The sequence below is a fragment of the Arthrobacter sp. zg-Y844 genome, from assembly GCF_024385465.1.
GTDB lineage: Bacteria > Actinomycetota > Actinomycetes > Actinomycetales > Micrococcaceae > Arthrobacter_B.
This window is the reverse complement of the sequence record NZ_JANFLS010000002.1, coordinates 338782-358349: the sequence shown is the minus strand read 5'-3', so window position 1 is coordinate 358349 and position 19568 is coordinate 338782. Positions and strand designations below refer to the sequence as shown.

General features: G+C 67.9%; 20 protein-coding genes. 11 read left to right on the top strand and 9 right to left on the bottom strand.

The annotated features are described in order from the left end of the window. Positions 1–127: 127 nt before the first annotated feature. From NNX35_RS08485 to NNX35_RS08475, 3 genes are all read right to left on the bottom strand, one after another. Positions 128–1075, bottom strand: coding sequence for an SPFH domain-containing protein (locus tag NNX35_RS08485; protein WP_255867492.1), 948 nt, complete (start codon positions 1073–1075; stop codon positions 128–130). A gap of 105 nt (positions 1076–1180) precedes the next feature. Continuing rightward, positions 1181–1660, bottom strand: coding sequence for an NfeD family protein (locus NNX35_RS08480; RefSeq protein ID WP_255862988.1), 480 nt, complete (start codon positions 1658–1660; stop codon positions 1181–1183). Positions 1661–1830: 170 nt separating this feature from the next. Continuing rightward, positions 1831–2667, bottom strand: coding sequence for a putative RNA methyltransferase (locus NNX35_RS08475; protein ID WP_255766250.1), 837 nt, complete (start codon positions 2665–2667; stop codon positions 1831–1833). A 57-nt stretch (positions 2668–2724) separates the two neighbouring features. On the opposite strand from NNX35_RS08475, the gene NNX35_RS08470 reads away from it, so the two are divergent. Beyond that, positions 2725–4764, top strand: coding sequence for a S9 family peptidase (locus tag NNX35_RS08470; protein WP_255867491.1), 2040 nt, complete (start codon positions 2725–2727; stop codon positions 4762–4764). 60 nt (positions 4765–4824) lie between these two features. Here the strand turns inward: NNX35_RS08470 and NNX35_RS08465 are convergent, their stop codons facing one another. Continuing rightward, positions 4825–5454 (bottom strand): peptide deformylase, encoded by a 630-nt coding sequence (locus NNX35_RS08465; protein WP_370647000.1) that lies wholly within the window; start codon positions 5452–5454, stop codon positions 4825–4827. A 65-nt stretch (positions 5455–5519) separates the two neighbouring features. Here NNX35_RS08465 and NNX35_RS08460 point away from each other — a divergent pair, with 65 nt between their 5' ends. Continuing rightward, entirely contained in the window at positions 5520–6080 is a 561-nt protein-coding gene (locus NNX35_RS08460) for a heme-binding protein (protein ID WP_255867490.1), read from the top strand. On the opposite strand, the gene NNX35_RS08455 is transcribed toward NNX35_RS08460, so the two are convergent. The 5 genes from NNX35_RS08455 to NNX35_RS08435 all read right to left on the bottom strand — a co-directional run bounded on the left by NNX35_RS08455 (position 6053) and on the right by NNX35_RS08435 (position 11195). Then, complete coding sequence (locus NNX35_RS08455; protein ID WP_255867489.1) at positions 6053–6508, bottom strand: GNAT family N-acetyltransferase; 456 nt, start codon at positions 6506–6508, stop codon at positions 6053–6055. The genes NNX35_RS08460 and NNX35_RS08455 overlap by 28 nt on opposite strands. Positions 6509–6515: 7 nt before the next feature. Further along, positions 6516–6950, bottom strand: coding sequence for a cytidine deaminase (locus NNX35_RS08450; protein ID WP_255867488.1), 435 nt, complete (start codon positions 6948–6950; stop codon positions 6516–6518). A 90-nt stretch (positions 6951–7040) separates the two neighbouring features. Then, positions 7041–7343 (bottom strand): DUF4193 domain-containing protein, encoded by a 303-nt coding sequence (locus tag NNX35_RS08445; RefSeq protein ID WP_227911407.1) that lies wholly within the window; start codon positions 7341–7343, stop codon positions 7041–7043. A gap of 1146 nt (positions 7344–8489) precedes the next feature. After that, positions 8490–9320 carry a class I SAM-dependent methyltransferase gene (locus NNX35_RS08440; protein WP_255867487.1) on the bottom strand — a complete coding sequence of 277 codons (831 nt, stop codon included), beginning with the start codon at positions 9318–9320 and terminating at the stop codon, positions 8490–8492. A 60-nt stretch (positions 9321–9380) separates the two neighbouring features. Next, complete coding sequence (locus NNX35_RS08435; protein WP_255867486.1) at positions 9381–11195, bottom strand: BTAD domain-containing putative transcriptional regulator; 1815 nt, start codon at positions 11193–11195, stop codon at positions 9381–9383. 219 nt (positions 11196–11414) lie between these two features. Between NNX35_RS08435 and NNX35_RS08430 the strand changes: the two genes are divergently transcribed. From NNX35_RS08430 to NNX35_RS08390, 9 genes are all read left to right on the top strand, one after another. Further along, positions 11415–11858, top strand: a complete 444-nt coding sequence (locus NNX35_RS08430) for a YciI family protein (RefSeq protein WP_255766257.1) — start codon at positions 11415–11417, stop codon at positions 11856–11858. Between the two features lie 2 nt (positions 11859–11860). Beyond that, positions 11861–13108 carry an RNA polymerase sigma factor gene (locus tag NNX35_RS08425; RefSeq protein WP_370647030.1) on the top strand — a complete coding sequence of 416 codons (1248 nt, stop codon included), beginning with the start codon at positions 11861–11863 and terminating at the stop codon, positions 13106–13108. Positions 13109–13215: 107 nt separating this feature from the next. Beyond that, positions 13216–14847: a glycoside hydrolase family 13 protein gene (locus NNX35_RS08420; RefSeq protein WP_255867807.1), complete on the top strand. Its 1632-nt coding sequence runs from the start codon at positions 13216–13218 to the stop codon at positions 14845–14847. A gap of 136 nt (positions 14848–14983) precedes the next feature. Further along, the gene (locus NNX35_RS08415) at positions 14984–15331 is read left to right on the top strand and encodes a UBP-type zinc finger domain-containing protein (protein WP_255862981.1); all 348 of its coding nucleotides are present in this window, start codon (positions 14984–14986) and stop codon (positions 15329–15331) included. Positions 15332–15368: 37 nt separating this feature from the next. Next, a complete protein-coding gene (locus NNX35_RS08410; RefSeq protein ID WP_255867485.1) occupies positions 15369–16154 on the top strand; it encodes an SDR family oxidoreductase in 786 nt (261 codons plus the stop codon). A gap of 508 nt (positions 16155–16662) precedes the next feature. After that, the gene (locus tag NNX35_RS08405) at positions 16663–17808 is read left to right on the top strand and encodes an ABC transporter permease (RefSeq protein ID WP_255867484.1); all 1146 of its coding nucleotides are present in this window, start codon (positions 16663–16665) and stop codon (positions 17806–17808) included. Beyond that, positions 17805–18506, top strand: a complete 702-nt coding sequence (locus tag NNX35_RS08400) for an ABC transporter ATP-binding protein (protein WP_255766261.1) — start codon at positions 17805–17807, stop codon at positions 18504–18506. The genes NNX35_RS08405 and NNX35_RS08400 overlap by 4 nt, the downstream gene beginning before the upstream one ends. A 25-nt stretch (positions 18507–18531) precedes the next feature. After that, positions 18532–19140, top strand: coding sequence for a TetR/AcrR family transcriptional regulator (locus NNX35_RS08395; RefSeq protein WP_255766262.1), 609 nt, complete (start codon positions 18532–18534; stop codon positions 19138–19140). Beyond that, on the top strand, positions 19137–19541 hold the full coding sequence (locus NNX35_RS08390; protein ID WP_255867482.1) for a DUF3054 domain-containing protein: 405 nt from the start codon (positions 19137–19139) through the stop codon (positions 19539–19541). Before NNX35_RS08395 ends, NNX35_RS08390 begins: the two co-directional genes overlap by 4 nt. Positions 19542–19568: the final 27 nt, after the last annotated feature.

Here is a 19568-nt window from a genome sequence, read left to right as displayed (position 1 = left end):
AATACAACGCCGACGACGCCGCAGCTGTTCCCGTCGGCGGTCCCGTTCGGTGCCGCAGCTATTGTCCGGCAAACAACCGATTATACCGGCACCGAACGGGAATCGGCTAACAGGGGGAGCGGAGGGGCTAGGCTCCGGCTGCAGGGCCGGTGGTCTGGGCCGGGGTGCTCCCGTTGGATGAGTGCATGGCCGCGTCCGGCACAAAGTCGCCCAGTGCGCTGCCGACACCCTTGAGGGCTTCGCCGAGCTCGCTGGGAATGATCCACAGTTTGTTGGACGTGCCTTCGGCCAGCTTCGGCAGGGTCTGCAGGTACTGGTAGGCCAGCAGCTTCTGGTCCGGATTGCCCTTGTGGATGGCATCGAAGACCTTGGCGATGGCCTGGGCCTCGCCGTCGGCCCGGAGGATCGCGGCTTTGGCGTCACCCTCGGCAGCGAGGATGGCGGCCTGCCGGCGGCCTTCGGCGGTGAGGATCTGCGACTGCTTGGTGCCTTCGGCCGTCAGGATGGTTGCGCGCCGTTCCCGCTCGGCCCGCATCTGCTTCTCCATGGAATCCTGGATCGACAGGGGCGGTTCAATGGCCTTGAGCTCCACCCGGGAGACCCGGATGCCCCAGCGGCCGGTGGCGTCGTCCAGGACGCCGCGCAGCTGGCCGTTGATCTGGTCACGGGAGGTCAGCGCCTCTTCCAGGTTGAGGCCGCCCACCACGTTGCGGAGCGTGGTGGTGGTCAGCTGTTCCACTGCCTGGATGTAGTTCGCGATCTCATAGGTGGCTGCCCGGGCGTCGGTGACCTGGAAGTAGACCACGGTATCGATGGAAACCACGAGGGAGTCCTCGGTGATGACCTGCTGCGGAGGGAAAGACACTACCTGCTCACGCAGGTCCAGCAGGGGCAGCATCCGGTCCACAAAAGGAACCAGGATGGTCAGGCCGGGATTCAATGTGCGCTGGTACTTGCCAAGCCGTTCCACCACGCCTGCCCGGGCCTGCGGGACGATCTTGACCGCCTTGACCAGGATGACCAGTACAAAGATCACCAGGACGGCGAGAATTACTAGGACTGCTGTTCCACTCATGTTCCCCCTTGCGTTCCGCGGGTGCCGGCGGCTCCCGCGGTTTGGTTCAGCGGGATCCCTTCCGGAAATGCCCGCATTCGGTTTGGCGGCTTTGCCGCCGGTTCTTCAGGATGCCGCTTTTGTTTCCGTTCCCGCAGCCTGGACCAGGGCGGTGGCACCCTCGATGCGTGCGACGCTGACCTCGACGCCCGCGGGAAGCGGGGATCCGTCAACGCTGCGGGCAGTCCACGTGTCGCCGCCGATTTTCACCGTTCCGGAGGAACCCGTCACGGATTCCAGCGTCAGCGCAGGCGCGCCTATTATCCGGTCGATATTGGACAACTGGTCCTTGTCGCCCTTCTGCAAGTGCTTCAGGGCGACCGGGCGGACTACGCCGATCATGAGTACGGAGACCACCGCGAACACCACCACCTGCAGGAAGAGCGGGGCGGCGAAGAACGACGCCAGCATAGCGGCCAGGGCGCCCACGGCGAGCATGCCGAAGAACAGGTCCAGGGTAAGGGCCTCCACGGCGGCGAATCCGAGGAAAAGCACCAACCAGAGGGCCCAGCCGTAGCTGAGCATCCATTCGAAGACATCCTGCATCCGTTTTCCCCTTATCTTCCGGACAGTTCCGCTTGTCCTGGTTGTTCCCCCGCCTTTGGCGCCGGTAGCGCGCGGCGTCGGTTACCGGGCGTTTAGTACATTCTGCCCGAGACCGTGCCGCAGACCTAGGGCTACGGGCGGCGGAAGGATAACGTTTTGTGCGTCCGCGCTCAGTCCGCGCGGAAGATCTGCAGGGTGAAGGACGCAGTCACCTCGACGGGGTCGGGCAGGCCGGCCAGGGTCTGTTCAAGGGCAGACTGCTCCAGGTGCCGGGCGGAAGGACCCATCATCACGGCGTTTCGAACGTCCGCTTTGCCCAGCTGCATGGAGTACGTGCACTGTGCGGTCTGCACGGGAGAGAAACCGGGCGACAGGGACGCGCTGACCCGTTCTTCCTTTTCGGCGGCGATACCCAGCATCGCCGCGCCTGCCCTGATTTCCTGCAGGTGCCCAGGCTGCGGAGTCACCACTGCCAGGATGCCGCCGGGAGCCAGGACACGGCGGAATTCGGACGGGTTCCTCGGCGCGAAGACATTCAGGACCACATCCACGGAGGCATCCCGCAGCGGTAGCCGCCGCCAGACGTCCCACACCAGTGCGTAGCTTCCCGGCAGCGCACGGGCCGCACGGCGCAGCGCGTACTTGGAAATGTCCAGTGCCACCGCGGCGGCCCCGGGAAGCGGCCGAAGCACCTCGGCGAGGTAGTAGCCCGTGCCGGCGCCGGCGTCGAGAACCGCTCCTGCGTGAGGTGCTGCTGCCGATACGAGGCGTGCCAGCTCGGCCGCCATGGGTTGGTAGTGCCCGGCCGCGAGGAAGTCCGTGCGGGCCTGCACCATGGCGGCAGTGTCGGCCTGGAACTTGGTGCCGCCGCCTGTGAGGAGATTGAAGTAGCCCTGCTTGGCCGCATCATATCGATGGCCGGCAGCGCAGCTGAGGGAACGGTTGCCCGAATCGGGTTCGAGGCTGCTGCCACAGACGGGACAGACCAGCAGCGGCAGGGAAGGCATGAGTCCATCCTAAGGCGGCGGTTGGCCCCGGCGGCCGCGGACATTAGGCTTCGGAGCGTGAAACCATGTGACCTGCCTCTCCTGAATTCCCTGTCCGCTCCGGCCGTCCATCCCGATGCCCTGCACTGCGTGGTCTCAGTGACCCGGCCGGACTTCACCGCCGATGCCTATACCGGGCAGCTGTGGCGGGTTCCCCTGACGCAGGGAGGCCGGCCGCGCCGGCTCACCCGCGGTTTCCGGGACACGTCGCCGAAGTACAGTCCCGACGGTTCCAGCCTCGGGTTTCTGCGTGCGGCACCGGGGGAGCCGGCCCAGCTGTTCATCCTCGGTGCCGGCAGCGGGGAGCCCGTCCGGCTGACTGACGCATTGCTGGGCGTGTCCTGGTTCAATTTCTCGCCGGACGGCCGCAGCGTGGTGTTTTCCGCCCGCGTACCGGAGGAAGGCCGGTACGGAACCACGGACGGCGTGGGTTCCGCCGCTGAGGATCCCCGGCTCATCACCACCTTCAAATACCGGATGAACGGGGTGGGCTACACCGGCGACAAGCCCGTGCAGATCTTCCACTTGGTCTTGCCGGACCTCGACGCCGAGCCGCACATCGAGCCGCGGGGCCGGGCCAAGGACGGCGCCGAGTCCGGAAAGGGCCTGCCCGAGGCCGTCCAGCTGACTTCCGACGCAGCAGACCATCTGCAGCCGGTGTTCACGGCGGACGGCGGCCGGATCCTGTTCACGTCCTCCCCGGACCTGGATGCGTCCCTGGTGTCCGATGTCTTCAGCATCCACCCCGACGGCACCGGCCTGACCCGGCTTACCAACCACGACGCCGGCAACCCGCTGACGGTTTCGGACCCGGTGGAGAGCACCAACGGGCACTGGCTGTTCTATCTGGGCCAGGAGGTTTCCGTCACCGGCACCGATTTCGTCGCCCGGAACACCGCACTGTATGCGGCCCCGGCAGCGGATCCAACGGCAGTGCGCCGACTGACGGATCCGGAGAGCGCTGACCTCGCAGAGGGTACCGTGGTGCCGCACCACGGCGCCGAGGTGCTGGTCTTTCGCCGGACGCGCGGGGCAGGTGAACTCCTGGCCGTGGATCCGCGCGGACGCGTGGAAGTCCTGGTGGCGGGGCCTCGGGTCGTGGAAACGGCCGGGTCCGCGGGCGGCACAGTGGTGGTCGGCTACACCGACCCGCGGACGGCCGGCGACCTCGCCGTCGTCGACGCCGGCGGCCTCCGCCCCATCACGGACTTCTCCGACGCGCTGCGCCGGGAAACCGCAGTGACGCTGCCGGTGGAGGAAACCCATCCCTCCGGGGACGGCTATCCCGTGCACGGCTGGCTGGCGCTGCCCGAGGGGCCCGGCCCGCACCCGGTGCTGCTGAACATCCACGGCGGTCCGTTCGCCCAGTACGGCTGGGGCTATTTCGACGAGACACAGGTCTACACCAACGCCGGTTACGCGGTGCTGATGTGCAACCCCCGCGGGTCAGCCGGCTACGGGCAGGCGCACGGCCGAAGCATCAAGGAAGCCATGGGCACCCTGGACCTGGCCGACGTGCTGGCGTTCGTAGACGGTGCGCTGGCCGCGCATCCGGAACTGGACGGAAGCCGGCTGGGTATCATGGGCGGATCCTACGGCGGCTATCTCACGGCATGGACCATCGCGCACGACCACCGGTTCACTGCCGCCGTGGTGGAACGCGGCTTCCTGGATCCCCTGTCCTTTGTCGGCTCCGCGGACATCGGCTGGTTCTTCAGCGCCGGCTACACCGGCACGGATCCGGCCGCCGTGCAGGCGCAGAGCCCGATGGCGTGCGTGGACTCCGTCCGCACCCCCACGTTCGTGGTCCATTCCGAAGAGGACCTGCGCTGTCCGGTGGAACAGGCCCAGCGGTATTACACCGCCTTAAAGCTGCGGTCGGTGCCTACCGAGCTGCTGCTCTTCCCGGGCGAAAACCACGAGCTCTCACGCAGCGGCACGCCGTGGCACCGGCGGCGGCGCTTCGAGCATCTGCTCGCATGGTGGGCCCGCTGGCTGCCGACGCCGCAGAACCCGGCCCCGGAGCAGGCCCGCACGCCGGAGCCTGCGCGTGCCTAGAACCTGGCTGACCTAGAACCTGCCGAGCCTGGAACCTGCCGACCCTAGAACCCGCCTGGCCTAGAAGCCCAGTATCCGCTGGGCCTCGCCGATACCCGGTGAGGCCCAGCGGCGGGCGTATTCGGCGTTGCTGCACAGGGACCGGGGAAGCATCTTGTCCACGTACACGGTTCCGAAGAGATGGTCCGTTTCATGTTGGACTATCCGCGCCTGCCAGCCGCTGAAGCGCTCCATGCGCTGCCGGGACTGCAGGTCGGTGTAGTCCAGCACCACGGAACGGGGCCGGCGGACCACGCCTTGGTAGCCCTCGAAGGACAGGCAGCCTTCGAAGAACGCGGCGGTCTCGTCTCCGTCGGCTTCGTACCGGGGATTGATGATGGTGAAGAACGGCAGGGGAACCCGCTCCCGGAGGGCGGAGGCCTCGGCACCGGCGTCGAAGGTGTCTTCCAGCACCGCGATCTGGAGCGGAATACCCAGTTGGGGTGCAGCCAGTCCCACGCCGGGGGCGGCATGCATGACCCGGCGCATGAGCGCAACGAGAGCGTCCAGTTCGGCGGCGTCCAGTTCGCCGTCGAAGGGCAGCGCCTCACGGCGGAGGGCGGGGTGCCCCAGTTGGACTATCGGCACGAGCTCCTGCTCAAGCATCGGCAGGACCAGGTCGCGCAGCAGGGCGGTGGAATCTGTGGGCACCGCTTCATCCTAGTGGCCGCTACGGTGTTCGCGCGCAGCCAGGGCGGCGTAACGTCGTGGGCACCATGACCGAGCAGCAGACGTACAGCGTCCTGGGGCGGTATCCGGGTTTCGAGTTGCGCCATTACCCCGCGCACCTCGTGGCCCAGGTCACCGTGAATGCAGGCTTCCAGGGGGCGGGCAATGCCGGCTTCCGGCACCTCTACGCGTACATCAGCGGGAGGAACTCGTTCCTGCTCCCGCCGGAACAGGCGCCGTCCGGTACCGACGGGCAGATCCTGGCGATGACGGCTCCGGTCCTGCTGGAGCCAAGCCCGATTCCGGGAGCCTTCTGCGTGGCTTTCGTCCTGCCCGCGGAGCTGACTGCTGCCGCCGCCCCGGTACCTGAGGATCCGGCCGTCAGCATTGTTTCGGTGCCGGGTCAGACGGCGGCTGCTGCGGCGTTTTCCGGCCGCTGGAGCGAAGCCAACTACCAAAGCCATCTCCATACCCTGCTGGCTGCAGTATCTGCCGAAGGGTTCTCCCCTCTGGGCGGTCCGCGCTTCGCGCGGTTCGACCCGCCGTTCCGGCCGTGGTTCCTGCGCCGCAATGAAGTGGTTCAGGACGTGGAGGGGCCGGGGGATTGAAGCGGCAGCGCACTGATGCCGGGCACCGGATCGGAGGCAAGCCGCGCATGGGTTTCCACGTCGAAGCGGTCCTTGCCGTAGCGCAGTTTCGACCGTTCGATACCCTCCGGCCGGAACCCGGCGTTCAGCGCCACCCGGCAGGATGCGGGGTTGTTGGTCCGGTGTCCCAGCTCGAGGCGGAAAAGGCCGCCGTCGCCGAGGGCCCAGGCTGCTGCGGCCGCGACGCCGCGGGAGGCCAGGGAATGTCCCCGCGCGGACGGAGCGAGCCAATAGGAGACCCAGGCGGTCTGGAGATACCGGGAGGCCTGTCCGACGTCGTCGAGCCGGCAGCCCAGCTGGTGCTCGAGCCCAGGATCGGCGGCGAACGCCGCATGGAGGGACGGAGCGTCGGCCTGCGTCCAGGCACGCAGCAGGGGAGCGGCCCGCATCCGGCGGTTATGCCGCAGGCGGGACGAATCCCAGTGGCAGCAGGTCTCCCGCGGAAATGCTGACCGGGCCCTCCGGCGTTGGCAGGATCACGCGGATCCCGGGGTAGTAGTCGGCAAGGACCTGCCGGTCCCGGCCGCACGGGCTTTGGACACCGCGGCCATGGTTGCCGACGGCGACAATGCAGGTGGGCTCGGCGGCTCCGGCCGCCCGTGCCGTGCCCAGGGCAACAAGTTCGGCGCAGGGACCGCCGGTGAAGTGATAGAGGTTCACACCCGCGTGCATCCCGCCGTCGGCCGTGCGGACCGCCGCGCCCATGGTGTGGATGCCGTCTTCGTCGGGCCCGGCGTCGGTGGCAGCGTCAATGGTGCACCGGGCCAGGTCCACGAGTGCCCGGTCCGCAGGGGTGAGCGGCAGGGCGGACGGGGGAAGGGAAGTAGGCATGCGCAGAGTCTACGGCGCGGGTCCGGCCGTTAAAGACAAACAGCCGGGTCCGCCGTCTGGCGGAACCCGGCTGGGCGGCTCGGGGAGTGACTAGCCCTCGCAGTCCACGCAGTAGGCCTCGCCGTTTTTTTCGCGGGCAATCTGCGAACGGTGGCGTACGAGGAAGCAGGACATGCAGGTGAACTCGTCTGCCTGCGGGGGAACCACCTTGATGAGCAGTTCCTCGCCGGAAAGATCCGCACCCGGAAGGTCGAAACCGTCAATGGCGTCTGACTCTTCGACATCGATGACTGCTGTCATCGCTCCGCCACGCTGCTGAGCTTTCAGACCCTCGAGGGAGTCTGTGTGCTGGTCTTCTTCCTTGACGCGCGGGGCATCGTAATCGGTAGCCATTTTCTTGTGCTTATCTCCTGATTGTGGGGGTGAAGCGTAGATCATATAGGGCAACGAAAGTCGCTGCACCAAACCGTACAGGCGTGGCGGGCCACGGATGACGAAATACGGCAGGAAAGTGATCAACGTCCCGTCGGAACTTTGTATTCCCGCTTTCATGCCCGGGCCGGCCGGGGCCAGGTCACCCTGCAGGGCACGGCAGGGCAGTGTTGAGCAGCCGGTTATGTCAATCCGCGCAGCCCCGACCGAGCAGCTGATCGGGGCATTATGTCAACCCGGGAAGCTACGCCTTGCGCGGCTGGCGCCGGCTGAAAGGCGCGCGACCAGGTCAGGCGGTTTCCCGGGCAGGGCAGGGGCCGAGCGGCGGTTATGTAAAGCCGTGCAGATCACCCAACCGGGTTCCCGGAGGACGTTATGTCAACTGAGTACGCGGCGGCGCATCGGGCGCCAAGGGGACGGAAACCGTCGGACCTGGTCAGCCGTTTTGGGGCCCCCAGCCGTTGGCGGCCTTTCAGTACGGGACAGCATCCACGGCGCCGGAGCCTGCGCGGAAAACGACGGACGCTGGTAATTTCCGGAAAATGCGGCGAAAACGGGGGATTAGCGGGCAATCGGGGCCGGATGGACGATTGGGGAATATCTGTGGTTTACGCCACTTCCGGCACCCCGTTTATAACGCCGATAATCTACATTATGTCAACTAGCGTTGAGAAGGGGGTTCCCCCGGGGCGGGTTCCCCGGCCCGGAGGGCCAGGCTCGCACGGAAACCGTCCTGCACCCACAACCGGCGGCTTGATAGACAAGCGGCTGACCGAATGCCGAATTCCCGGGCCGACTCTCCGGCAGCATCCATGCCTCACGACGGACGCCGGTCCGTTCCGCTTGTGTACAGCTGATGCTGTTGGATCGCCCGCAGGCAGCATCAGCTGTACACAAGGTGCGGCTGATTCCCACAGGATCCCGAGGTTTGTGACGCATGGGGAGAAAATGAACCCTCCAGTCACATACGCCCCACTCAGTGGGACGCTGTGCGCGGCGGGACTTCCTGGTGCGCGGAGCCGACCTCTCCGGGCCGGGCCCGGCCCACTCGCCTGGGCCTACTCGCCTGGGCCTACTCTCCTGGGCCTACTCCCCTGGGCCACTCCCCTAGGCGCGCCGCGCCGTGACCAGCAAGTACTCCCAGTCCATGGCCGTGTTGCCCGTGCCGGCGCTGAACCGGCTCGCCAGTTCCAGCAGTTCCTGATCCAGTGCTGCAGCACGGTCCGGGCTGTCCCCGAGCGATTTGTACACGGCGAGGGTGGGACCGTAGTTCGCTTTGAAAAAGCCCAGGAACTCCTCCGGCGTCGCGAACCGGTCAACACGAAGGGTCCGGCGTTCGGCGGTGAAATTCCGCACCTTGCCCGCCAGGAGAGACTCCACATGCTCGGGGTTTCCCCACAACGGCGGCGGCTGCGCTCCGGGAGGCGGAGGCGGCGCGTACGGCTTCATGGCGGCGAACATGCGCCCGATGAATCCTTCCGGGGTCCAGTTGATCAGCCCGATCCTTCCGCCGGGCCGGCACACACGCACCATTTCCGACGCCGCCGGCCCGTGGTGCGGAGCGAACATCACTCCGACGCAGGAGATCACCGCGTCGAAGGAGCCGTCCGCGAACGGAAGCGATTCGGCGTCGGCCACCACCCAGTTCAGGTACGCACCCCGGGACTGCGCTATCCGTTTGCCCGATTCGAGGAGTTCCGGTGTCAGGTCCGAGGCTGTCACGGCGGCGCCGGTCTCCGCCGCCGGAATTGCTGCGTTGCCCGTACCCGCCGCGATGTCCAAGACCTCATCCCGGTCCGTAACACCGCAGGCCTCCACCAGCACCGGTCCCAGGCCGGGAATGATCTCGCTGGCCACGGCCGGATAGTTCCCGAGCGCCCATACCGCCCGGAGCTTCGCCTTCAGTTCCCGGTCGGGGCTGGTTTGTGTGTCCGTCATGATCCTCACGTCCTTGCGTTTGAGGGGCTTGCATTGCGCCCCTTGTGCTGCCTGACCCCGTCAGTGTCCGATCCCGGCGTGTGCGGTGCCGTGTGCAAGGCCGGCAAGGTCAGCCCGCAGCCGGGGATTGGTGATGCGGGCGGCCAGCAGCGGAATAGCCGTTTCCACGGCCGAGTCCCCCAGCGCCGCCCGGAAGGAATAGGCCCGGACGGTGAGCTCGTCGTGCCCGTAGCGGCTGGACAACTCGCTGAGCTCCCGTGCGTACACGAGTGCCAGCGGGGGATCCGAATGCAGCGCAACCGTGCAGGCGAATTCCAGGTTCCGTCCCCGGAACCAGCGGTACCAGGGGTCGGGGCGCAGCCCGCGGCGGATCCACTCTCCCGCAGCAGCCCGGTCGCCGGCAGCCAGCAGGACCCGGGCCTTGGCCTGGAACGCCGAGTCCAGATAACAGCGGTCCCCGAACGCCTCGGCCAGCGCGACCGCGTGGTCGGCCAGCTCCGCCGCTTCCACCGAAGCGCCGGAAAGCAGATATGCCTCGCTTCTCAGGGCCTCCACCAGCGGTCGGAACGCGGTCCAGTGCTCACTCGCGAGGAGCATCAGGGACGCGTCCAGTTCCTCAGCGGCGGTGCCGTGCTGCCCGGTCAGCAGGTATAGCCGGCCCAGCATGGCACGGGCGAACGCCGCCTGCCGGAGGTTGCCGCCGTCGGTACTCAGGCCCGTCGATGTGGCCAGCGCTTCGGCGGCTGCGGGATAGTCAGCGGTATCGGTGGCCAGCATTCCGCGGACGCCCAACACCCTGGCCGTTTCGTCCGCCAGTCCGGCCGCCGACGCCAACGCCAACGCCCGGGCCAGCCAGCGAATCCCGCTCGCCGGGAAGCCGCGCTGCACGGCGAGGAATCCCAGTTCCCGGTACGCGGCAGCCTGCACGGCAGGACTGCCGTCCGGCCCGGAGAGGGACACCACGCGGTGCAGCAGGTCGGCGACCTCGGCGCCGCGGCCGCCGGCACCGTGGATCAGGGCTCCCGCCAGGGCCAGAAGTGCCTCGGCCTGCAGCTGGCGGTTCCGGGTCCGTTCGGCCAGGCCGCCGGCCACCCGCAGGTGCGCCAACGCGGGCGTGGCGGCACCGGCGGCGAGGCAGGACGCGGCCGCTTCCAGATAGGACCTGACCGCGACGGCGGTGGCCGGCAGGGCACTGATCCTGACATCCGGGGCGGCCAGGGCCTGCTGGACTTCAGCGGGCATGCCCAGGCCAAGGTGTTCGGCAAAAAGGCGGGTGCACCGGGCGGCCTGGTCCCGGGCTCCGCTGCGGTCCCCGACGGCCAGGAGGGCGCGGACAAGCAGGGCATGGAAGTCACCGTTCAGCGGGTCCAGGCGAACGGCCTGCCCGGCGAACTTCACGGCACTGCCGGTATCGCCGTCGGCGAGGGCAGCCAACCCCTTTTCGTAGGCCGCTGTTTCAACGAAGTGCCGCAGCCGGTGACGTTCCACGGTCAGCCAGGTATCGAAGCCGGGGCAGTCAGCGAACTCCAGCCGCTCAAGGAGTTCGGCGGACGCGGTGTCCGCTGACCAAGGTGCGGCGGTATCGGCGTCGCAGGACGACGACGGCGGCAGCCGCAGGATCAGCGGGTCGCCCTGCAGCACCGAGCCCGGGCCCAGCACGCGGCGCAGATCCGACAGGTGCCAGCGCAGCGCCCCGAGCGGATCCCCGGCATCGGGAAACAGCATCGCGGCCAGCTGGCCGCGCGGAGTGGGAATGCGGTGCAGCAGCAGATAGGTGAGCAGCCCCCAACCCTTCCGGCCACGGGGCTGCCTCCCGTCACCGGCTGGGCACTCGATCGACGGCGGCCCCAGCAGGCGCACCCTAATCCCGGCCATGCACCACACTGTAGGACCCGGTCCGGCTGGCCGAAAGGCCGGGACGCAACCAGACACGCGGCATCGCCGCCGTCGGCTGAACGGCTGCTGGCACTGAGGCTGCCCGCACTCCGGCGCCAGGAAAATTCTTCTCTGCTGTCGATATCCATCCTGCCCGTTCGACGTCATAGTAGGAGGCGCATCAGCACCTTCCATAAAACAAGCAGCAAGGAGAGTGCCATGAAGTACATGTTCATCATGCGGGCCACCGACGAGGCGCTGCAGGCGTCCAAGGCCATCCCGTTTGAGCAGATCATCAACCAGATGGGTGCCTACAACGAGTCGATGATCAATGCCGGAGTGATGATCGGAGGCGAAGGCCTGGCGGACGTCTCCGAGGGCAGCGGGTTGGTGGTGGATTTCTCCGAGGATCCGCCGCTGGTCACCGACGGCCCCTACGGCGAAACCCACGAACTCTTCAACGGATTTTGGATTGTGCAGGTGGGCTCCCGTGAGGAGGCCGCGGAGTGGGCCAGCCGTGCGCCGCTTGGTCCCGGGTCCAAACTCGAGGTCCGGCGCGTGAATGAAGCCGACGATTTCGCCGACTTTGCGGACAACGAATACATCCGGAAGGAAGAGCTGTGGCGTCAGGAAGAGGAGAACCTGAACGCGGAGAACAGATAGCCGTGGATTCCGCGGCAGCAGTCCGGGGACGCCTCGATGCCCTGTGGCGCATCGAAGGCGCCCGGATTGTGGCTGCCCTGGCCCGGGTGACCGGCGACGTCGGCCTTGCCGAGGACGCCGCGCAGGACGCCGTCGCCGAGGCCCTGGCCTCATGGAGCGGAACCGGCATTCCCCGCAACCCCGGTGCCTGGATCAGTACGGTGGCCAAACGCCGGGCCATCGACAGGTGGCGGCGGGCCGAGCGGCTTCAGGACCGCTACGAGATGCTGGCACGCCGGGCGCAGGACGAGGCAGCCCCGGAGTGGGACCCGCTGCCCGACGATGTGCTTCGGCTGCTGTTCACGGCCTGCCATCCGGTGCTCTCCACGGAGGCACAGATTGCCTTGACCCTGCGGGTGGTGGGGTCGCTGCGCACCGACGAAATTGCCCGGCTGTTCCTGGTCCCCACAGCCACAGTGCAGCAGCGCATTGTCCGGGCCCGGAAAACCCTGGCGGCGGCCAGGGTTCCCTTTGAACCGCCGGAGCCCAATGAGTGGACGCCGCGGCTGCGCGGGGTGCTGCATGTCATCTACCTGATGTTCACCGAAGGGTACGCGGCGACCAGCGGCGAGAACTGGACCCGACCGGACCTGGCGAACGAAGCGCTGCGGATCGGAAGGGTCCTCGCCGGACTGGTCCCCCGGGTACCGGAAGCACACGCGCTGGTGGCCCTGCTGGAATTCTCCGCCTCCCGCTTCGCCGCCCGCACCGGTCCCGGCGGTGCGCCCGTCCTGCTGGCGGACCAGGACCGCACCCGCTGGGACCGGGCGCAGATCCACCGCGGCGTGGCCGGCCTTGCCCGTGCCGACGGGCTGTCGGAGGAACTCGGCCTCACACGCGGGAGCTATGCCCTGCAGGCCGCTATCGCGCAGTGCCACGCCACGGCCGCACGGCCCGGGCTCACGGACTGGCCCCGCATCGTGGTGCTCTACGAAGCACTGGGGCGGCTCTCCCCCGGTCCCGTGGTTGAACTGAACCGGGCGGTGGCAGTGTCCATGGCGACAGGCCCGGAAGCTGCCTTGGCCATCGTGGACCGCCTGGCGGCCGAAGGTGCACTGCGGGGATCCCATCTGTTGCCCAGTGTGCGGGCCGAGCTGCTGGCAAGGCTCGGCCGGACGGACGAGGCCCGGGCCGAATTTTCTGCTGCCGCAGCCCTGGCCCGGAACCGCCGCGAACGGGAGGTGCTCGAACGCCGGGCCGCCGCCCCCTGAGATGTCAGCTGTGCCACACCCGTTGGTAGAGTCCAGGGAACGCATAAACGCCGCATACCCGAAGGACCGCCTTGACCGCTTCCGCACAGCCGTTCCACGCCGACCCGATGAAGGATCCGCACTGGTGGCGGCAGGCCGCCGTCTACCAGATCTATCCGCGCAGCTTCTCGGATTCGAACGCAGACGGCCTCGGTGACCTGCCCGGCATCACGGCCAAGGTTCCGTACCTTGCGCAACTGGGGGTCGACGCCGTCTGGCTGAGCCCGTTCTACCCCTCGGCGCTCGCGGACGGCGGGTACGACGTCGACGACTACCGCGCCGTCGATCCGCGCCTGGGCGGCCTGGACGACTTCGATGACCTTGCCGCGGCACTGCACTCCGCCGGCATCAAACTGATCGTGGACATCGTCCCGAACCACTCCTCCAACCGCCACGCCTGGTTCCAGGAAGCGCTGGCGTCCCCCAAGGGCTCCCCGGCCCGCAACCGGTACATCTTCCGGGACGGAACAGGACCCGGCGGAAGCCTGCCGCCCTCGGACTGGCAGTCTGTCTTCGGCGGCAGCGCCTGGGAGCAGGTGCCGGACGGGCAGTGGTACCTGCACCTGTTCGCCCCGGAACAGCCCGATTTCAACTGGGAGAACCCCGAGGTGCGCGCGGAGTTCCTCACCACCCTGCGCTTCTGGTCCGACCGCGGTGTGGACGGCTTCCGGATAGATGTGGCCCACGCACTGGCGAAGGACCTTACCGAGCCCCTGGCAGCCAGCGCCGAGCTGACGCCGGAAGGTGACGGTGTCGACGGCGGCCACCCGTTCTGGGACCGTGACGAGGTCCACCAAATCTATGCCGAGTGGCGGAAGCTGTTCAACGAGTACGATCCTCCGCGCACGGCGGTTGCCGAGGCCTGGGTGCATGCCTCGCGCCGCGGGCGGTACGCCAGTCCCGAAGGCCTGGGCCAGGCGTTCAACTTCGACCTGCTCCAGGCGGACTTCGATGCCGCCCGGTTCCGGGAGGTCATCACTGCCAACCTGGACCAGGCCGCTGCCACCGGAGCCTCCTCCACCTGGGTGCTGTCCAACCACGACGTCGTCCGGCACGCCACGCGGTACGGCCTGCCGCCCGCTCCGGCAGGCAGCAAAAAAGGACAGGACGGAAAAGCGTGGGTCTTCTCGGGCGGCACCGAACCGGCGCTGGACCGCGAGCTGGGCCTGCGTCGGGCGCGGGCCGCCACGCTGCTGATGCTCGCGCTGCCGGGTTCGGCCTACCTGTACCAGGGGGAGGAACTGGGCCTGCACGAAGTGGCGGAGATCCCGGACGCAGACCGGCAGGATCCAACGTTCCACCGCAACGCGGGTGTGGACAAGGGCCGTGACGGGTGCCGGGTACCCCTGCCCTGGACCGCGGAAGGCCCGTGCTTCGGCTTCGGCACCGGCTCCGCCCATCTGCCCCAGCCCGGCGACTTCGCGCGGGCTGCCGTCTCCGCCCAGGAGCAGGACGGGGACTCGACCCTGAATTTCTACCGCCGTGCCTTGGAGCTGCGCGGAAAGCAGCAGGGTCCGGAGGAACTGCTCTGGGTCCGGAGCGCGGCTACCGTGCTGCACTTCCAACGGCCCGGCGGGTGGCAGAGCATCACCAACTTCGGCGGTGCGGCCATCGAACTGCCGGAAGGGTCCGTGCTGCTCAGCAGCGGCGCACTCGAGGGCGGCCTGCTGCCGCCCGACACCACCGCCTGGCTGGCCTAGTCCGGACCCCGGACCCGGGACCTGTTGTGCCCGGCACCTGTTGACGGGGACGGCCGGGTGGCTAACGTGGTGGGGACGGCATTCCCGTATGCCGGCCGGTACTGATGATCAGCCCGTACGTCAAAGGAGGTCCGTCATGGACCCGATCCCCGGTATCAACGTTTCAGTTCCGCCCAGCGGCCCGGGCTGTGTGGAATGCGCCGAGCAGCAGGGGTGGTGGTACCACCTGCGCCGGTGTGCCGAATGCGGGCACATCGGCTGCTGCGACAGCTCCCCCGGGCAGCACGCCACCCTTCACGAACAGCAGTCCGGGCATCCCGTGATCCGCAGCTTCGAACCCGGGGAGGACTGGTTCTGGAACTACGCGGAGTCCTCGGTCTTCGCGGGGCCGGAGCTCGCCCCGCCGGCCCACCACCCGAATAGCCAGTCTGTTCCCGGACCGGCTGACCGGGTGCCGCCGGACTGGCAGGAACTGCTGCATTGAAACGCCGGGACAAGGCTGACAGGTCTACACTGTAAACATGACTAGAACCTACATTGTGACCGGATCCGCCTCCGGCATCGGAGCAGCAACCGCCGCCATCCTGAAGGAGCGCGGCAACACCGTCATCGGCGTCGACCTGCGCAACGCCGACGTCGAAGCGGACCTGAGCAAGCCCGAGGGCCGCTCCGCCGCCGTCGCGAAGGCCGTGGAACTTGCCGGCGGGAACGTCGACGCAGTCATCGCGTGCGCCGGCATTTCCGCCCCGGCACCCATCACCGTTGCCGTGAACTTCTTCGGCGTCACGGATTTCCTGACCGAACTGGCCCCGACCCTGGCGAAGAGCAGCGCCCCGCGCGCCGCCGTCGTCAGCTCCATGGCGAGCCTGCAGCCCAACTCCCCCGAACTTGTCGACGCCATGCTCGCCGGCAACGAGGAGGAAGCCCTGCGGATCGGCCAGGCGCTTGCCGACAACGGCCCCCAGACCGGCTACCTGAACTACCCGTCCAGCAAGCGGGCACTGAGCCGCTGGGTCCGCCGCGAGAGCATCACCCCCGCCTTTGCCGGCGCCGGGATTCCGCTGAACGCGGTTGCACCGGGCACCGTGCTCTCCGCCATGACGCGCGACCTGCTGTCCACCCCTGAAGGCCGGGCCATGGTGGATTCCAACGTGCCAATGCCGCTGAACGGCCACTCGGAACCGGAAGTTATTGCCCGCCTCCTGGTCTGGCTGACCTCCGAAGAGAACACCCACACCACGGGGCAGACCATCTACACCGACGGCGGCGCCGACGCCACGCTGCGCGGCGACGACATCTGGTCCTAACCAACCCAACCGCCCCTCGGCGGAACCGTTGGCGCCGGTGAGGACTACCTCCCGGCGCCGGCGGCTCGCCCGGCCGCAGTGCGCCCGGCCGCAGTAAGACCTGGGCCGGCGCCCCCGCGGGGATCGGCAACCAGGAACTGGAACCGTCCCTGCCACCGACCGCACCACCCACACCGCCCCGCCCCACGCCCGCGGGATGCCGATCCAGCACGGTCGGCAGAACCATCACACGCACGAACAGTGCCGGCACCATCAGTGCCGGTTGGTTGATCAGCCCGATACGGCCTGCAGCCGACGTCGTCCCCCTGCACCCGCCGCGAAGCCGTGCGCCGGCACGGAACCTACGCAGCAGACGGGCTGCGCCCAGGCCACTCCCCTGTCTTTGCCCGGCCCGGGCCGGGAAGCTCCAGTGCGCGCATTTCACCCAGCCGGTCTTTTTCTGACATGATGTTGGTATGTTCCCAACACGGTGTTGGCAACATTTCCAGCAATCCACCAAGGGGTTCCGATGTTCCTAGCGCTTCGAGAGTTGCGTTTTGCCCGGGCCAGGTTCGGACTGATGGGTGGCGTCGTCGCCCTCATCGCCGTTCTTATGGTCCTTCTATCCGGCTTGTCCTCCGGACTCGTCAACGACGGCGTGTCCGGCCTGAAAGCCATGCCAGCCACCGCCTTCGCCTTCAACGAGGGCACCAAGACCGACAATGCCTTTTCCCGCAGCGTGGTGGACGAGCACCAGGCCGCCGTCTGGGCCGAGCAGCCCGGCGTGGAAGAGTCCGCGCTGATGGGCACCGCCATGATGAATGGCACCACCGGCAACGGCACCCAGGTTGACCTGGCCCTGTTCGGGATCGAGCCCGGTTCCTTCCTGGCCCCGACCGTCGGCGAGGGCCGCAGCATGGCCGCCCCGAACGAGATCGTGGTGTCCGCCACCGCAGCTGAAGAAGGCCTGCACATCGGCGACGTCGTCACCCTGGAGCGGATCGGCGTCGAGCTGACCGTAGTGGGCTACACCGACGGTCAGGAGACTTTCGGACACGTTGACCTCGCCTACCTCCCGCTGGACACCTGGCAGTACCTGGCGAGCGGACAGAGTGCCCCCGGAACGCCGACCACTGACACCATGTCCCGCGTCGACTTCGACACCGCCAGCACGGTTGCCCTGAAGGCAGCCGACGGTGCGGACATCGATTTCGCCGCCGGCGATGAAGCCGCCGGAACGGTCACCTCGACCCTGGCGGAGTCCTTCAACGCCTCCCCCGGCTACTCCGCCGAAACCATGACCCTGGAAATGATCCAGATCTTCCTGTACGCCATCTGCGCCCTCGTGGTCGGAGCGTTCTTCACGGTCTGGACCATCCAGCGGAAGCATGAACTTGCGGTGCTGCGCGCCGTAGGCGCCTCCACCGGCTACCTGCTGCGTGACGGACTGCTCCAGGCGGCCATCATCCTGGTGACCTCCACCGTCGTCGGCATTCTCGCCGGCCTCGCCATGGGGGCCGGACTGAGCGGTACGGCCATGCCTTTCGCGCTTGAGGCCACTCCCATCTTGACGGCCACGGTCCTGACGATCGTCCTGGGCCTGGTGGGCGCCGCCCTGGCCATCGTCCGGATTTCCCGCGTAGATCCCCTTGCAGCCCTTGGAGGACAGAGATGAGCACCGCCACTGAAGAACGCACCCCCGGCACGCGTACCGGCGGACTGCTGATCGAGTCCGCAAACCTCGCCCTGGGCGACGGTGACAGCACGGTGCAGGCCCTGGATAACGTGTCGCTGACCGTCCGGCCCGGTGAGATGGTCGCCATCGTCGGCCCGTCCGGCGCCGGAAAATCCAGTCTGCTGGCCGTGGCCGGGGCCCTCACCACCCCCGATTCCGGAACGGTCCGGGTCAACGGTGTGGATCTGGGCACCTTGGGCAAGGCGGCCCGGGCCCGGTTCCGCCTGCAGGAGATCGGCTTCGTGTTCCAGTCCGGGAACCTGATTCCGGCACTGAATTCGGTGGAACAGCTGCGCCTGATGCAGAAGCTTGCCGGAAGCCGGGACACGCTCGATCCGCTGGAGCTCCTGGCGGCAGTGGGCATGGACCACAAGGCCCGGAGCCGTCCGGACCAGCTGTCCGGCGGTGAGCGCCAGCGCGTCGGCATTGCCCGCTCGCTGGTAAACCGGCCCTCGCTGCTGCTTGTGGATGAGCCCACTGCAGCACTGGACCGCGCCCGCAGCCAGGACGTGGTTGCCCTGCTCGCCCGGGAAACCCATGAGCGCGGCGTTGCTACAGTTATGGTGACGCACGATCACGACGTCCTGCACCATTGCGACCGCGTCGTCGAGATGGTGGATGGTCGCCTCTCAAGCTAGCCAGAGCACGAACAGGAGGGCATAAGTGCCCCGAATTACTGCCCCCACGGTGGCCGAACACCGGGCGGCACAGCAGCGGGCGCTGCTTGATGCGGCACGCACCCTCCTGGCCCGCACGGGCGAGGCCCCCAGCATGGCCGAAGTGGCCGCACTGGCGGGCCTCGCCCGTCCGAGTGCCTACCAGTACTACAAGTCCCGCCAGGACCTGCTGCATGCCCTGGTGCTGGATGTGTTTCCGCGCTGGACCCGCCGGGTGCGCGAGGCCATGGATGCGGAACCGGATCCCGCAGACCGCATCCTGGCGTACGTCCTGACCAACATCGCGCTCGTCGCAGAGGGCGAACACGCCGTCGGCAATGCGCTGGCCGCCGTCGCCCCCGGCGAGGAACTGAACAACCAAAGTGCCATGATGCACCGCCAGCTGCTGACCCCGCTGATGGACACGCTCACGCTGCTGGGGGTGCCGGAGCCGCAGGTCACTGCCGAGCTCATCAACGCCATCGTGCACTCGTCCACCCGGCTGCTCGAATCCGGGACCGCCCGGGAGACAGTCGAGGAGCGCGTCCGGGAGCTCCTCGGCCCCTACGTCCGCGACAAACGCTCCACCCATCCCGCCCGGGAGGACTCCGCATGACAGACACGACCGTTCGATCCGCAACGGCCGTCCGGACCTGGCCCTGGGTTCTCGCTTCGGACCTCGTCCTCATCGTCGTTTTCGCCGCACTCGGCCGGCAAAGCCACGAACACGGCTTGGCCATGCTCGGCATCCTCACCACCGCGCTGCCGTTCCTGCTGGCCTGCCTGCTCTCCTGGGCGGCCATGCGCGCCTGGCGGCGTCCGGCACGGCTATGGCCCGACGGCGTCGTCATCTGGCTCGGAACCGTAGCCGCCGGCCTGGGTATCCGTGCGCTGGCCGGCGGCGGCACCGCCGTCAGCTTCCAAGTAGTCACCCTGGCAGTGCTCGGGGTGTTCCTGCTCGGCCAGCGCGCGGTGTGGACAGTGATTTCCCGCCGCCGGCGCGGTTCCATCGACTAGGCTCAAAGAGAGCACCACTCAACGCAA

Coding starts and splice junctions, on each gene's coding strand:
- NNX35_RS08485 (WP_255867492.1), bottom strand. CDS start 1,075: ATGAGTGGAACAGCAGTCCTAGTAATTCTCGCCGTCCTGGTGATCTTT.
- NNX35_RS08480 (WP_255862988.1), bottom strand. CDS start 1,660: ATGCAGGATGTCTTCGAATGGATGCTCAGCTACGGCTGGGCCCTCTGG.
- NNX35_RS08475 (WP_255766250.1), bottom strand. CDS start 2,667: ATGCCTTCCCTGCCGCTGCTGGTCTGTCCCGTCTGTGGCAGCAGCCTC.
- NNX35_RS08460 (WP_255867490.1), top strand. CDS start 5,520: ATGACCGAGCAGCAGACGTACAGCGTCCTGGGGCGGTATCCGGGTTTC.
- NNX35_RS08455 (WP_255867489.1), bottom strand. CDS start 6,508: ATGCGGGCCGCTCCCCTGCTGCGTGCCTGGACGCAGGCCGACGCTCCG.
- NNX35_RS08450 (WP_255867488.1), bottom strand. CDS start 6,950: ATGCCTACTTCCCTTCCCCCGTCCGCCCTGCCGCTCACCCCTGCGGAC.
- NNX35_RS08445 (WP_227911407.1), bottom strand. CDS start 7,343: ATGGCTACCGATTACGATGCCCCGCGCGTCAAGGAAGAAGACCAGCAC.
- NNX35_RS08440 (WP_255867487.1), bottom strand. CDS start 9,320: ATGACGGACACACAAACCAGCCCCGACCGGGAACTGAAGGCGAAGCTC.
- NNX35_RS08435 (WP_255867486.1), bottom strand. CDS start 11,195: ATGGCCGGGATTAGGGTGCGCCTGCTGGGGCCGCCGTCGATCGAGTGC.
- NNX35_RS08430 (WP_255766257.1), top strand. CDS start 11,415: ATGAAGTACATGTTCATCATGCGGGCCACCGACGAGGCGCTGCAGGCG.
- NNX35_RS08420 (WP_255867807.1), top strand. CDS start 13,216: ATGAAGGATCCGCACTGGTGGCGGCAGGCCGCCGTCTACCAGATCTAT.
- NNX35_RS08415 (WP_255862981.1), top strand. CDS start 14,984: ATGGACCCGATCCCCGGTATCAACGTTTCAGTTCCGCCCAGCGGCCCG.
- NNX35_RS08410 (WP_255867485.1), top strand. CDS start 15,369: ATGACTAGAACCTACATTGTGACCGGATCCGCCTCCGGCATCGGAGCA.
- NNX35_RS08405 (WP_255867484.1), top strand. CDS start 16,663: ATGTTCCTAGCGCTTCGAGAGTTGCGTTTTGCCCGGGCCAGGTTCGGA.
- NNX35_RS08400 (WP_255766261.1), top strand. CDS start 17,805: ATGAGCACCGCCACTGAAGAACGCACCCCCGGCACGCGTACCGGCGGA.
- NNX35_RS08390 (WP_255867482.1), top strand. CDS start 19,137: ATGACAGACACGACCGTTCGATCCGCAACGGCCGTCCGGACCTGGCCC.